At 36.1% G+C, this 15,687-nt stretch carries 9 protein-coding genes, 2 tRNA genes and 2 rRNA genes; 2 read left to right on the forward strand and 11 right to left on the reverse strand.

Going from position 1 to position 15,687, the window contains the following annotated elements; all coding sequences use genetic code 4:
* Window positions 1–116 precede the first annotated feature (116 nt).
* From O3I44_RS02990 to O3I44_RS03040, 11 genes are all read right to left on the reverse strand, one after another.
* Window positions 117–3,007 (reverse strand): 23S ribosomal RNA (locus tag O3I44_RS02990).
* A 420-nt stretch (window positions 3,008–3,427) separates the two neighbouring features.
* Window positions 3,428–4,944 (reverse strand): 16S ribosomal RNA (locus tag O3I44_RS02995).
* Together the 16S and 23S rRNA genes form the textbook arrangement of a ribosomal RNA operon.
* Window positions 4,945–5,157: 213 nt before the next feature.
* Window positions 5,158–5,943: a TIGR00282 family metallophosphoesterase gene (locus tag O3I44_RS03000; protein WP_303717044.1), complete on the reverse strand. Its 786-nt coding sequence runs from the start codon at window positions 5,941–5,943 to the stop codon at window positions 5,158–5,160.
* Between the two features lie 71 nt (window positions 5,944–6,014).
* Window positions 6,015–7,076 carry a recombinase RecA gene (gene recA, locus O3I44_RS03005; protein ID WP_373317533.1) on the reverse strand — a complete coding sequence of 354 codons (1,062 nt, stop codon included), beginning with the start codon at window positions 7,074–7,076 and terminating at the stop codon, window positions 6,015–6,017.
* A 14-nt stretch (window positions 7,077–7,090) separates the two neighbouring features.
* On the reverse strand, window positions 7,091–7,495 hold the full coding sequence (locus O3I44_RS03010; RefSeq protein WP_303717045.1) for a CinA family protein: 405 nt from the start codon (window positions 7,493–7,495) through the stop codon (window positions 7,091–7,093).
* 1 nt (window position 7,496) lies between these two features.
* Window positions 7,497–8,075 carry a YqeG family HAD IIIA-type phosphatase gene (locus tag O3I44_RS03015; RefSeq protein WP_303717046.1) on the reverse strand — a complete coding sequence of 193 codons (579 nt, stop codon included), beginning with the start codon at window positions 8,073–8,075 and terminating at the stop codon, window positions 7,497–7,499.
* A gap of 952 nt (window positions 8,076–9,027) precedes the next feature.
* Window positions 9,028–9,432 (reverse strand): hypothetical protein, encoded by a 405-nt coding sequence (locus O3I44_RS03020; RefSeq protein ID WP_303717047.1) that lies wholly within the window; start codon window positions 9,430–9,432, stop codon window positions 9,028–9,030.
* Window positions 9,433–9,465: 33 nt separating this feature from the next.
* Window positions 9,466–10,971: a 2,3-bisphosphoglycerate-independent phosphoglycerate mutase gene (gene gpmI / locus O3I44_RS03025; protein ID WP_303717048.1), complete on the reverse strand. Its 1,506-nt coding sequence runs from the start codon at window positions 10,969–10,971 to the stop codon at window positions 9,466–9,468.
* Between the two features lie 150 nt (window positions 10,972–11,121).
* Window positions 11,122–11,889 carry a triose-phosphate isomerase gene (gene tpiA, locus O3I44_RS03030; protein ID WP_303717049.1) on the reverse strand — a complete coding sequence of 256 codons (768 nt, stop codon included), beginning with the start codon at window positions 11,887–11,889 and terminating at the stop codon, window positions 11,122–11,124.
* 24 nt (window positions 11,890–11,913) lie between these two features.
* Entirely contained in the window at window positions 11,914–13,104 is a 1,191-nt protein-coding gene (locus O3I44_RS03035) for a phosphoglycerate kinase (protein WP_303717050.1), read from the reverse strand.
* A 184-nt stretch (window positions 13,105–13,288) separates the two neighbouring features.
* A complete protein-coding gene (locus tag O3I44_RS03040) occupies window positions 13,289–14,536 on the reverse strand; it encodes a hypothetical protein (protein ID WP_303717051.1) in 1,248 nt (415 codons plus the stop codon).
* 952 nt (window positions 14,537–15,488) lie between these two features.
* On the opposite strand from O3I44_RS03040, the gene O3I44_RS03045 reads away from it, so the two are divergent.
* Both O3I44_RS03045 and O3I44_RS03050 read left to right on the forward strand, forming a co-directional pair.
* Window positions 15,489–15,562 (forward strand) — tRNA-Trp (locus O3I44_RS03045).
* A gap of 5 nt (window positions 15,563–15,567) precedes the next feature.
* Window positions 15,568–15,649 (forward strand) — tRNA-Leu (locus O3I44_RS03050).
* Window positions 15,650–15,687: the final 38 nt, after the last annotated feature.

Genomic DNA, 15,687 nt, shown 5'->3' on the forward strand with positions numbered 1-15,687 from the left:
CTTGACAAGTTTAAATATGTTTTACAAAAAGGACAAAAAAAAGGACCATTTGGTCTGTTTCCTAGTTTTCTAAAAACTGAATAGCAATCGTCTAAGATATCTAAATATTATGCGTTGTTTTTAAACCTATCATTTATTAGTACTGGTCAGCTAAATGTATCGCTACACGTACACTTCCAGCCTATCAACCTCATAGTCTATAAGGAAATTCAGGGAGTATTCATCTCTAAGGAGGCTTCCTGCTTAGATGCTTTCAGCAGTTATCCTTTCCGTACTTGGCTACCCTGCTATGCCACTGGCGTGACAACAGGAGCACCAGGGGTACGTCCATTCCGGTCCTCTCGTACTAAGAACAGCTCTTATCAATACTCCAACGCCCACAGCAGATAGGGACCGAACTGTCTCACGACGTTCTGAACCCAGCTCGCGTACCGCTTTAATGGGCGAACAGCCCAACCCTTGGAACCTGCTTCAGCTCCAGGATGCGATGAGCCGACATCGAGGTGCCAAACCTCTCCGTCGATGTGATCTCTTGGGAGAGATTAGCCTGTTATCCCCGGGGTAGCTTTTATCCGTTGAGCGACGGCCCTTCCACTCGGAACCGCCGGATCACTAAGTCCTACTTTCGTACCTGCTCGACCTGTAAGTCTCACAGTCAATCACCCTTTTACCTTTGCGCTCTACATATGGTTTCTGACCATACTGAGGGTAACTTTGAACGCCTCCGCTACTTTTTAGGAGGCGACCGCCCCAGTCAAACTACCCACCATGCACTGTCCCCCTACCGGATAACGGTAGCAGGTTAGAGATTCAATTTAACAAAGGTGGTATTTCAAGGTTGACTCCACGTATGCTAGCGCCTACGTTTCAAAGTCTCCCACCTATCCTACATGTGTTAAATCAAATCCCAATACAAAGTTGTAGTAAAGCTCCACGGGGTCTTTTCGTCTTGCTGCGGGTAACCAGCGTTCTCACTGGTACCATAATTTCACCGAGTCCATTGTTGAGACAGCAGAGAGATCGTTGCTCCTTTCGTGCAGGTCACCAATTAAGTGACAAGGAATTTCGCTACCTTAGGACCGTTATAGTTACGGCCGCCGTTCATCCGGACTTCATATCAATGCTTTGCTTAAAAAGCTAACACGTTAATTTAATCTTCGGACACTGGGCAGGAGTCACCCCCTATACATCGTCTTACGACTTAGCAGAGAGCTGTGTTTTTGGTAAACAGTCGCCCCTCTCATTTCCTGCGGCTAACATAAAGTCAGCGCCCCTTCTCGCGAACTTACGGGGTCATTTTGCAGAGTTCCTTAACAATGGTTATCTCGCTCGCCTTAGAATACTCATCTTGGGGACGTGTGTCCGTTCTCGGTACGGGTTCTCACTAATTTAAGTTAGAAGCTTTTCTTGGAAGCATGGAATCATACAATTTGGTAATTGCCGAAGCGTTCCCTATGCATCATATCTCCCGGTTATACAGTGCGGATTTGCCTACACTGACCAGTCAATACTTACCCCACAATCCGATAAGTGGTAGTATTATCCTTCTCCGTCACTCCATCACATTAGCGGAAGTACAGGAATATCAACCTGTTGTCCATCGGCTACGCCTTTCGGCCTGACCTTAGGTCCCGACTAACCCTGGGTGGACGAACCTTGCCCAGGAAACCTTCCCCAATAGGCGTCAAAGATTCTCACTTTGAATCGTTACTCATTCCGGCATTCTCACTTCCTAGCGCTCCACCAGTCCTTACGGTCTGACTTCATTGCCCTAGGAACGCTCCTCTACCACACTTTCGTGTCCGTAGCTTCGGTTTTATGTTTAGTCCCGTTACATTTTAGACGCAAGGCCTCTCGACTAGTGAGCTGTTACGCACTCTTTAAATGATGGCTGCTTCTAAGCCAACATACTAGCTGTTTAAGAAACCTCACAACCTTTTTCACTTAACATAAATTTGGGACCTTAGCTGACGATCTGGGTTGTTTCCCTCGCGACTACGGAACTTATCTCCCGCAGTCCGACTCCATAGATATACATAATGGCATTCGGAGTTTGATTTAGGTCAGTACGGCTAGGTGCCGCCATTCCTAATTCAGTGCTCTACCTCCACTACTTAAATCTACAGGCTAGCCCTAAAGCTATTTCGAAGAGAACCAGCTATATCGAAGTTCGATTGGAATTTCACCGCTATCCACAAGTCATCCAAGCACTTTTCAGCGTACTCTGGTTGGGCCCTCCACAATGAATTACCATTGCTTCAGCCTGCTCATGGATAGATCACTTCGTTTCGGGTCTAATCCGCCTAACTATGTCGCCCTATTAAGACTCGGTTTCCCTACGGCTCCGCTTTTTTCCACTTAGCCTTGCTAGACAAATTAACTCGCCGGACCATACTGCAAGATGTACGCTATCACCCATTAACGGGCTCTAACTACTTGTAGGCAATTGGTTTCAGAATCTATTTCACTCCCCTCCCGGGGTTCTTTTCACCTTTCCCTCACGGTACTAGTTCACTATCGGTGTCTGGTTAGTATTTAGCCTTACCGGGTGGTCCCGGCAGATTCAGACAGGGTTTCACGTGCCCCGCCCTACTCAGGATACATTCAAGAGTCTTATACATTTCACTTACGGGGGTATCACCCTCTATGCCGTAGCTTCCCAACTACTTCAGCTATATATAAGTTTTGTAACTCTATGCAGAATGTCCTACAACCCCAGCCGAAGCTGGTTTGGGCTTTTCCGCGTTCGCTCGCCGCTACTGACGGAATCATTATATTTTATTTTATTTTCCTCATGTTACTAAGATGTTTCAATTCACATGGTTCGCTCTACTACACCTATGTATTCAGTGTAGAGTAATAAGAGATTAATCTTACTGGGTTCCCCCATTCGGAAATCCCCGGTTCACAGCGTATATCCAGCTAACCGAGGCTTATCGCAGGTAATCACGTCCTTCATCGCCTTCCAGACCCTAGGCATCCACCAAAAGCCCTTAATTATTTAAAAACTTGTTCCAAATAACTCTGGTAACTTTTTCTTTATTGCTTGTACTTATTAAAAAGTACGTCCTATTGTTAATTCTTTTTGATCTATTGTTTGGTTTGATCTTTCGATCATCTCGTTTAAGATTATTTAAATTATTCAATATATTTATTGATAATTTAGAGTATCTTAGGTGTGAAATTATTTAATTTGACGAAAAAACTCCTTTGATAACGACATTACATCATCTTCAAATTCTGTTTTTTGTTGTGTATTAAAAAATTTATTTGATTGCTATTCAGTTTTCAAAAAACTATACTGAGAGAAAAAACTCTCAAAACTGGATATAAGAATGCGATAAGTCTAACGCTCACAACGACTGCTTTCTCAAAAGAGAGAAAGAAGATTTGTATTTATGACTTATGAATGTAATGTACTCCGTAGAAAGGAGGTGATCCATCCCCACGTTCTCGTAGGGATACCTTGTTACGACTTCACCCCAGTTATCGGCCCTGCCTTAGACAGTAGCTTCCGAAGTTAACTATCCAGCTTCGGGCATTACCAACTCCCGTGGTGTGACGGGCGGTGTGTACAAGACCCGAGAACGTATTCACCGTAGTGTAGCTGACCTACGATTACTAGCGATTCCAACTTCACGAAGTCGAGTTGCAGACTTCGATCCGAACTGAGACTGATTTTTTGAGGTTTGCTAAATGTCACCATGTTGCATCCCTTTGTATCAGCCATTGTAGCACGTGTGTTGCCCCACTCGTAAGAGGCATGATGATTTGACGTCGTCCCCACCTTCCTCCTGGTTACCCAGGCAGTCTCTCTAGAGTCCTCAACTTAATGTTAGTAACTAAAGATAGGGGTTGCGCTCGTTGCAGGACTTAACCTAACATCTCACGACACGAGCTGACGACAACCATGCACCATCTGTCATTCCGTTAACCTCCGCTATATCTCTATAGCATTGCGAAAGATGTCAAGAGTGGGTAAGGTTCTACGCGTATCTTCAAATTAAACCACATGCTCCACCGCTTGTGCGGGTCCCCGTCAATTCCTTTAAGTTTCACTCTTGCGAGCATACTACTCAGGCGGATCATTTAACGCGTTAGCTGTGCCAGTGATTAAATCCACCAGCTAATGATCATCGTTTACGGCGTGGACTACCAGGGTATCTAATCCTGTTTGCTCCCCACGCTTTCGTTCCTCAGTGTCAGTATATATCCAGTCGGCTGCCTTCGCCATTGGTATTCTTCCATATATCTACGCATTCCACCGCTTCACATGGAGTTCTACCGACCTCTCTATAACTCTAGTCTATCAGTATCCAAAGCGGGCTGGGGTTGAGCCCCAGGCTTTAACTTCAGACTTAATAAACCACCTACGAACGCTTTACGCCCAATAATTCCGGATAACGCTTGCACCCCATGTATTACCGCGGCTGCTGGCACATGGTTTGCCGGTGCTTTCTGATAAGGTACCGTCAGACAAATATCATTTCCTATACTTGCTTTTCTTCCCTTATAACAGCAGTTTACAATCCTAAGACCGTCTTCCTGCACGCTGTGTCGCTCCATCAAGCTTTCGCTCATTGTGGAATATTCCCTACTGCTGCCTCCCGTAGGAGTCTGGGCCGTATCTCAGTCCCAGTGTGACGGTTCAGCCTCTCGACCCCGCTATACATCATCGCCTTGGTAGTCCATTACACTACCAACTAACTAATGTACCGCACTCTCATCAAATAGCGATCCAAACGGACCTTTCACAATTTCTTCATGCGAAGAAATTGAATATTTGGTATTAGCAATCGTTTCCAATTGTTGTCCCAAACTATAGGGTAGATTAAGTACGTGTTACTCACCCATTTGCCACTAAGCACAAGTGCTTCGTTCGACATGCATGTATTAGGCACACAGCCAGCGTTCATCCTGAGCCAGGATCAAACTCTCATTTGTAATAAGAATTCTTATATCTTAACTAATATTGTTATATGTAATTATTGTTAAAAGAATTAAAACGTTGTGATTTTCTTATATCCAGTTTTCAAAGAACTTTCAACACCAAATTTCCAACCCCAAATCGAGTTCATAAAATGCAGTGCCTTTTAAGTATATATCAAAAAATAAAAAAATAGGAAAAATATGAACTTTTTTTGCAAAATAAAAAAGCTACCGTAGTGCTCTTTTAATCGACTTGATTACATTACCATTTTTACCTAATGATAATAAAACCCCATTAAGCTCAATGTTATTATCTGAAACAGTGAAGACAGACCGTTCACCATAACGCATCATTTGATAGACACTGTCTCAATCTGCCCCAATCGCGGAGTTAATGGGACCAGTCATACCAGCATCTGTAATATAAGCAGTACCTTTAGGCAAGATCTTAGCATCACTTGTTTGAATGTGGGTGTGAGTACCTAACACCGCCGTGGCTTTACCATCCACATATACCCCAAATACATTCTTTTCACTAGTTGTTTCACCATGAAAATCAATAATATGATAATCAGTTTCTTGTAATTTCTCTAACTTATCAAAGGCATCAAAGAAATTTTCGGCTTCATCTTCTTTCCAACCATAACCTAAGCGATTAAACCCAATGCCCATTAATTGTGAAATACGAATGGTTTTACCTTTAACGATAAAAATGCTTGTGCCGTGGCCTGGATACTTACTTTTGACATTATAAGGTCTAATTAAATCCTTTTGGCCAATGATATGTTTAATATCCTTTTTAGCCCAAACATGATTACCAATCGTAAAGGCATCAATGCCAATGGCTTTTAATCTTAAGTAGTCACTTTTAACAAACCCTTTACGACCGGAAACATTTTCTGCTTGCGCAATTACAAAGTCAGCTTTTTCTTGCTTAATTATTTTGGGTAGATGTTTTTCTAGAGCTTTGATACTTGGTTCACCAAAGATATCTCCAAGAAATAATATGTTCATCTTTCCTCTTTTCTACTCAATCATTATATATAAAAATCCCCCTTATTATAAGAGGGTTTAAAAATAGATACTTAAAGGCTATTTTTCTTGCTACTTTTTGCTACTTTTGACCCTTCAGGCATATTTTCAATCTTTTGTTTTGCTACTTTGGGTAATTTCTTAGCTTTCATGGCTTCTAAAACTAGATCAAGAATTTCTTGAAAGAGTTCTCTATTATTCACAAAGATCTCGCGTAAGTTTTGTTTACCTTGGGCAATATTATCACCTTTATATTGATATCAAGACCCCTTTTTGGCAATAATTTCATGTTCAACAGCTAAATCCACAACTTCTGATTCTTTGGATATTCCATGGGAAAAGATAATCTCTGTAATTCCAATTTTAAAAGGCGGAGCTAATTTATTTTTAGCTACTTTAACTTTAATGACATTACCTTTAACATCTTGCCCTGTCCCAACAGACGAGATTCGACGCACATCTAATCTAATTGATGAGTAGAATTTTAAAGCTCTTCCGCCAGAAGTAGTTTCTGGTGAGCCAAACATGACTCCAATTTTCATTCTAATTTGATTGATGAAAATAATTGTGGTCTTAGTTTTATTTAATGAACCAGTTATTTTCCGCAAGGCCTTCGACATTAACCTAGCCTGAGCCCCTATGGTTTGATCTCTCATCTCCCCATGAAGTTCAACTTCAGGGACCAATGCTGCCACAGAATCGACTACAATTAAATCAATGGAACCAGTTTTAGCTAAAGTATCAACAATTTCTAATGCTTGTTCTCCTGAATCTGGTTGTGATAAAATTAAATTATCAATATCAACTCCTAAATTACTTGCATATGTAGGATCGATGGAATGCTCTGCATCAATAAATGCTGCAATCCCCCCGTTTTTTTGAACCTCGTTAATGGCGTGTAGTGCTAGTGTTGTCTTGCCTGATGATTCTGGACCATAGATTTCAATAATCCGTCCTTTGGGATAACCACCAATACCTAAAATATCATCAACCACAATTGACCCTGATGAAAAGACATCTAGATCAACAGCCGGTTTGTCTCCAAGGAGCATAATTGCTTCTTTACCAAATTGCTTTTCAATTTGTTGAAGAGCGTTTTTTATTTCTGTTTTCATTTTTTCCTCCATTACTATATAGCCTTTTTTGGAAGAAGTTTGCTTATTTTCTTTAAAGCAAAGGCCACGGACTGCTCTCTAATAGACTGACGATCACCTTTGAAATCAAGTTCATACACTTGCTCATTAATAGCAATAAAGACTTTGCCTACAGGTTTTTGATCTAAAGTAGTTGGCCCAGCATTACCGGTAAAAGCTACACACAAATCAACTTGGAAAAATGCTTGACCTTTTTGAGCCATAGCTAGAGCTACTTTGGAATTAACCACTCCAGCAGAAATATCAACACCCAATTTTTCCTTGATCTCATTACTGTAAGTAACAAGAGATCCTTTAAAAAATGTTGATGCTCCAGGAGTTTTAGTTATCTCACTAGCAAAAAGACCACCAGTAATTGATTCTACTGCCGCTAAAGTCATTTTAAAGTAATTCAAAAGAGTTGTTAGTTGTCATGGATGTGAACTTACCACTCTTGAGAATATTTTGCCTTTCTAGTTTTTTATAAATAAAGTTTTCCAAAAAAACATTAAATGAAGACATTTTATAATCTGTTGAAACAAGGGGTTGCACTAAAATGGACTCTCAATTCATCAAATTAGAAACTAAGGTATCCATAATAATTTGATCCCCCATCATAATCACTTCTGATGGTTTTAAATCTCTTTTCTTCATAATTTCTTTGGCTGATTTTCTAAATGGTTTTTTAGCATTACCATAAAACTCTTTTACACCAGCTTTAGCTGCAAAGAGCCCTGTTCTTTTGGTGGTGTTGTTAGACATAATAACAACCTCAATCTCAGCACTTTTAAGTCGATTAACAAAATCAATGACATCTTTATTGGGTAATTTTGTAAAATGAGGCACAAGGGTATTATCAAGATCAGAAATAAATAATTTAATTCCTTGACGCTTTAACTGACTAATATTAACATCTTTAAAAGACCTTACATAAATGGAAGGTTTAAAATAATTAGATAATAGTCCTCTTTTTCTTTTCATAACTATATTATAAAGAAATGAGTTAATAAACACCCAATGTTTTTATTAACAAGTTCTGGATGATTAAATTATGTTTTTCACATGAAAGTGATATGTCTTTTGAGATAAGCATTTAAGCATAGTTTTTGAAACACCATTGACTATAATATGAGAGTGGATTATAATGGAAGCATATTTATACTTTCAGGCAAAAATATAAAATGTTATCGTGATAAATGTGAAAGCATTAATACAAATCACTAATAAATTTAAATGCAACTATCTGATGTATCTTAACGTTAAATAAGTGATTTATGCATATTAATAATAAGAAAATAATACTATTATCCGATGTCAAAAAAAGTGTTAAATTTAGTTACTTTAGACATTAATTTAATCTAGTACTCATAATATAAATTATTAAGTTTTAGATTCATGGATTTTATTTAACTCAACTATTGAAACAAACTCTTGTGGGCTATTACCAGATGTTGTAGCTAACTTAGACACTCTTGAAATTATTTTAGCACACTTATATTATTTTTAGCTAACTTATTGTTTGAATATCAAACTATTAATATCACGGAAAATATTATTGAGTTACTGACCAATTTTATTAATTTGATACTCAACTTAAAATATTATGTTTATTTTTTTTCTAACGATATTTTAACCCATTGTGTTACTTAATGTTAATCATAAAGATCATGTAAATATTCTCTTACAAGAATGATCTTCTATTTTTTTATGTTTTTAAGTATTTGACTCAATTATATATAGCACAATAATATTTGGATAATTATATGTACAATACTTAACATATAAGGTAAATCATTTTCGATGCTTAGGGGGAAAAATGGCTAACCAAGATAAACAAAACATTTTTGTCTATTGCAAATAATGATAAGAAATGCTTTACCCCTATATTAATTGACATAAAAAAAGATTCATTTAAGAATCGTTGTTTTTTTACTTAACTACTAAGTGCTGTTCTAAATTTAAGCAAATCAATTAACTCTCTGAATTTATGATTTTTTTTTAGGAGTTGATTAGCTGGATCAATTTCTGGTGCTTCAGCCATAATTTTCTGCTCAAGAGAATTTTCATGTGAGATAATAATTTTTAAAGAGGTCTCACCATTAAGTGTGGCATGGGTAAGCAAATCAATTTCAGAATTTAGATTCTGATTAGCTGTACTATATTTAGTTAAATCAATAGTTAGTGATGTGATAGTTTGTCTATCATTATCAACAAGATAATTAGTGATGATACCAATTCCATATTGTCCTTTTGTAGCTTTAGCACCGCAAGCAATAACTGCGACTATCGGAGCGATAACTGCTGTTATTGATCCTAATGTTAACAATAGTTTTTTCATTTTATCTCCTTAAATATCTTTAGACATTATAACTTATTTAATTAGTGATTCATGGTCCATTGAAGCTGGAATCTCTAATCCTAAATAATCAATGATTGTGGGCGCGACATTAGCAAGTGAACCATTTGTAAGTGTTAATGATTGATCGGTACTGATAAATGGTACATCACTTGTTGTGTGCTTAGTAACTGGGTTGCCTTTTTCATCAGCCATAATTTCAACATTTCCATGATCAGCTGTAATGAACATAGTCCCATCTAGTTTATCAATAGCAGCTTTAACAACTTTAATTTGTAAGTCAATGAATTCAACGGCTGCAATGGCGGCTGATAAAACGCCGGTGTGTCCAACCATATCGGGATTAGCATAATTCATAATCACAAGATCAACCTTACTTAGTTCCGGTAACAACATATCAGTAATACCTTGGGCTGACATTTCTGGAGCTTTTGAAAAATCAGATATTTTTAAAGAAGGTATCAAGATTCTACTTGCACCTGACAATTGAATATCCACTCCCCCATCCATAAAGAATGTTACATGGGCATATTTTTGTGTTTCAGCAATTCTAATTTGTTTAAATCCTGCCTTGGAAACAACAGAACCCAAGGTGTTTTGCACTTTCATAGAATCAAAGGCTACATGCGCCTTAATTCCTTCATAAGGCATCATGATAGTTAGATTAAGACCTTTCACGGGATGATTGGCTTTGACATCATATAATTGCGAACCAACAAATAAATGTGATAGTTGTCTACTTCGATCTGGGCGGAAGTTAAATAAAATGATCCCATCATTATCAGACAAAAATTTTACATCTACATCTTGATTAACGGCCGGGTCAATAAATTCATCATTTAAATTCTTGTTATTATATTGGTCATTAATATAATCCACCACATTGGTAAATGAATTTGTAGCACGGCCTTGTAGTGCTTCAAAAGCTTGCTCAGTTTTAGTAAAGTCAGCATCACGATCCATGGCATATAAACGTCCTTGGATTGAACCAAGTTTGTAACCATATGTTTTTAAGATAGGTAATACTTTTGTTAGCGAAGCAAGAACCGATCTAGGATCAACATCTCTTCCATCTGTAAAAGCATGCAATGTCACGTCTGTTATGCCTTGTTTATGTAATAATTTTAGTATTTCAAAAAGATGTGCTTCTAGAGAATGGACTCCACCAGGGGATAACAACCCCATAACATGCATAGTGGTGCCATGTTCTTTAACGTGTTTAATAGATTGTAAAAAGGCTTCATTTTTCATAAATGTGCCATCAAGAATTGTTTTTGCAATTAAAGATAAACCAGTATAGACAATTTGACCAGCTCCAATATTGAGGTGACCAACTTCTGAATTGCCAATTTGTCCATCAGGTAAACCAACTTGTTCTCCTGAGGCCTTTAGTTTGACATTGGGATAATTTTCAAGAAGATCATCAAGTGTTGGAGTTTTTGCTAATTTAAATGCATTAGCCTTTTTGTTACTATCAAATCCTAGACCATCTATAATTGTTAATACAACCGGTTTTTTCATAATACCTCTTTCATCACATCATTATATAAAAAATATCCTCTTTTATATAAAAAAGACATATTTTCATAAAATCACCAATTTTGTTATATATCGATATTGTGATAAAAAAATATTCTAATTAAGAAAGAAAGTAGAAATATTGTTTCGAGTTTATTGATTAAGCGTTAATAATTTTACAAACGAATCCGCTTCTAACGATCCACCACCAACAAGAGCACCGTCAATATCTTTTTTTGCCATCAATTCAGCGATGTTGTCTGGTTTAACTGAACCACCATATTGAATAATAATTTTAGATGATACTAATTCTGAAAATATTTTTCCAATCAAGTTTCTGATGTAAGCACATACTTCTTGAGCTTGAGATGATGAAGCAGTAACTCCGGTGCCAATCGCTCATATGGGTTCATAAGCAATAATAACTTTTTGTGTTTGCTCACCTGTTAGATCTTTAAAAGCATTAATTAATTGAATTTTAATCGTTGCCTTCCACTTACCGGATTTTCTTTGTTGCAATGTTTCACCTACACAAACAATTGGTAGTAGCTTATTTTCAAGTGCAGCTAGCATTTTTGCATTAACAGATTGATCTGTTTCATTGTACATTGCTCTTCTTTCTGAGTGTCCAATAATGACTGCATTAGCTCCAACACTTTTGATCATGGTAGCTGATAACTCGCCAGTGAAGGCTCCTGAAATATGTTCGTTAAAGTTTTCAGCAGCTACAATCATCCCAGTTGGCGCTAATTTTTTAACAGTCGCTAAAGAGACTGCAGGTGCACCGATTCCAAATTTCATATTTTTAATTTTTGCTTTATTAGCTATCACCAACTTATTAAACTGAACCATAAATTTCTTAGCTTCAGATGGTATTTTATTCATCTTTCAATTACCGACTATTATGATTTTTCTTGCCATTATGACTCCTTTTATTTTTTAACATTATTTATTTTGAATTGCTTCAACACCAGGAAGAGGTTTGCCTTCCATATATGTTAAGGAAGCACCCCCTCCTGTTGAAATGTGAGTAAACTTATCTTCAAATCCTAACTTAATTGCTGCCGCTGCTGAATCTCCGCCACCAATGATAGAAAAAACTCCTGATTGTTTAGATATTGCTGTAGCAATTGCTTCTGTTCCATCTTTAAAATTGTTAAACTCCGCCACACCCATGGGGCCATTTCAGACAACTGTTTTAGCGCCTTGTAATGCTTCTTCATATAATTTAATTGTTTTAGGGCCGATGTCCAACGACATTTTACCATTAGGGATATCAATTGTATCAATTATTTCTCTTGATTCATTTGCATATGATGAAGCTACAGCATAATCAACTGGTAAAATGATTTTTCCATTTGCTTTATCTAAAAACGATTTAGCCATATCAATATAATCTGCTTCTAATAATGAATCACCAATGGAATGACCTAGCGCTTTTTGGAACGTGTAACACATTCCGCCACCAATTAAAATTTTATCTGCAATTTTTAAAAGATTTTTAATCATCTTAATTTTGTCAGACACTTTGGCTCCTCCGACAATTGCGATGAATGGTTTTTGTGGAATATCCAATCCTTTACCAAGCATTCTTAATTCTTTCTCAACTAAATAACCAACTGCAGATATCGGGATGTTTGAAGCAATCCCCACATTTGAGGCATGAGCTCTATGAGCTGTGCCAAATGCATCATTAATAAATATATCTCCTAATGATGCTCAATATTTACCTAATACAGGATCATTTTTTGATTCAGCCTTATTATTAAGATCTTCATATCTTGTATTTTGGAACATCAATACTTCTCCATCATGCATAGCATTAATAGCCCCTTCTAAGAGTGGGCCTCTTGTAGCATTAATGAATTTGACTTCTTGCCCAAGTTTTTTAGATAAATCTTTTGCCACAATTGATAAATCTTTTTTAATTTTATCTTCTTCTGAAGTAATTCTGCCCAAGTGAGAAAATAAGATTGCTTTACCTTTTTGCGCAATAACTTTCTTTATGGTGGGAAGGGCAGCGGATATTCTTTTATCAGAAGTAATCACCCCATTTTCAACTGGTACATTAAAATCTACTCTGATCAATATTTTTTTATGACTTAAGTTTATATCATCAATTGTCTTCTTGTCCATGGGAACCTCTTTCTAAATGATTATACTCCAATTAAAAGAGTATTTTTGATTGTAAAATAAAAAGTTATGTTATAGATTAAAAAAACATACTAAAAAACACTATAAAAATACCATAAATTAGGTTTATGGTATTTATTATTATTTAGGATTGTTAACCTGTCATTGTCATATCTTTTGTATTGGATTATGAAGTTCTGAATCCTGTTACAACAAGAACTTTATCATCTCCATGACCTGACACAGTTATTTGAAGAGTACCAGAAGTAGCAGTATCTAAAGCAATGTTTGTATCTAAAATTAATGCTTTAGCATTAACATCTTCAATTTGAGCTTTAATTGCAACGACAACTTGAGTTACTGTAATATCTGAATTTAATACAGTGTTATTTGCTGCCCCTGACCCTGTTACATCTACAAAATCATCAACCACAAGAGCTTGAACTGCTATCATAGCAGCTATTGCTGATTCAATTCTGAATCCTGTTAAAACAAGAACTTTAGCATCTCCATGATCTGACACAGTTATTTGAAGAATACCAGGAGTATCAGCATTTAAAGCAATCTCTGTATCTAAAATTAATGCTTTAACATTAACATCGTCAATTTTAGCTTTAATTACGTTGGCAACTAGAGCTGCTGTAATAGCTGAATTCAATAAATTCCTATTTATATGTGTAAAATCATCAACCCCAAGAGCTTGAACTGCTGTTATAGCAGCCATTCTAGGATCTGATTCAATTCTAAATCCTGTTAAAACAAGAACTTTATCATCTCCATGACCTGACACAGTTATTTGAAGAGTACCAGGAGTAGCAGTATCTAAAGCAATGTTTGTATTTAAAATTAATTCTTTAGCATTAACATCTTCAATTTTAGCTTTAATTGCAACGACAACTTGAGCTATTGTAACAGCTGAATTTAATACAGAGCTATTTACTGTTCCTGACCCTGTTACATCTACAAAATCACCAACCACAAGAGCTTGAACTGCAGCAGCAGCTGGGGTTAGTTCAATTCTAAATCCTGTTACAACAAGAACTTTATCATCTCCATGACCTGACACAGTTATTTGAAGAGTACCAGGAGTAGCAATATCTAAAGCAATGTTTGTATCTAAAATTAATGCTTTAGCATCAATATCTGCAATTTGAGCTTTAATTGCAACGACAACTTGAGCTAATGTAATAGTTGAATTTAATACAGTGTCATTTGTTGTTCCTGACCCTGTTACATCTACAAAATTATCAATCACAAGAGCTTGAACTGCCATATTGGCTTTTTCTGCCGGTGTCGCTATTTCGGCAACTACTGGTTGTACATTTTCATCATTGACAGCCTCTCCATCATCTACACAAGATATCGCTACAGCAACTGGAGCAATAATGGTTGTCAGGGTTCCAAGCCCTAAGGCTAATTTTTTTGTTTTTTTCATATATATTTTCCTTTTATTTTTAATTAAAATACTAATTTATTTTTCTGCATATTAAATGCAATTTAATTATATAGTAAATTGTTTTTTTATTTTACTTAATTATGAATTCTGGTTCATTCCCACCCCGTATAAATTATTTGCGATTTTATTATTTTTTGTGATGTTTTTGATTATTTGATCTTTTATTGGAAATATATAAACTTATATATATAATTTTATTATTTATTCAGATATTTCATGATTATCTACCTAGCAAGTCAGTCATTAAAAGTCTTTTGTTATAGATTTTATGCCTATATTATGTTTAGATAATCAATTTTATGCAAAAATATAGTGATATATTGTAGGGCCATTCATTAATCATAATTCCACTTTATTGTAAATAACTACAAGTTTGAACTATTTCATTATTTCACTTTATTGCTAAAAGGTTATCTTTGTGTTATTTATGACACTAACTATTTGTTTTAATAATGATTTTACATATTTGTATTGTTAAAGACAGAATAAGTAATGCTCATAAGAATTATGAAAACAAAACTTTTATTGTTTTATGTCACTTAATTTTGCTGATGAGTAAATATTAGTTTGTGTGTTTTTATTAATTTTTTATTTTTTTTGAACAAAAACCGTCTTCTTTAACTACATATATAAATTAGCAAACAATAAGCTTTCCAAACATAATCCAACATTCTTACAAGCTTTAAGGAAATAGTTTTAACCTTATTTAAAATTCAATTTGGGAAGATGGGTAATACCGATTAGCGTATTAATGACAGATTCTAAGATTAAGAAATATATAAAATTAATTAAATTTCTAACAACTTTTTAGGTAGCTAAAAGCCTTTAAGTAAAAAATGTTTACTAATCGCATAAAACTTATGTACCAAATTATTATTAGTAACATTTAATGAATAATCAGATTGAAAAATAGTATAATTCTATGGCATATGGGGATATAGTTTAGTGGTAGAACTACGGATTCCAAACCCGTCGATGAGGGTTCGATTCCTTCTATCCCTGCCAAATATGCCCGCGTGGTGGAATGGTATACACAGGAGATTCAAAACCTCCCGCTTCGGCTTATGGGTTCAAGTCCCATCGCGGGTACCATGTCATAAATGACCAAAGATAGAAAAAAATGAGGTGCT

The sequence above is a fragment of the Candidatus Mycoplasma mahonii genome (assembly GCF_030550815.1).
In the GTDB taxonomy this organism is placed as follows: Bacteria; Bacillota_I; Bacilli_A; order Mycoplasmatales; family Metamycoplasmataceae; genus Mycoplasma_O; species Mycoplasma_O mahonii.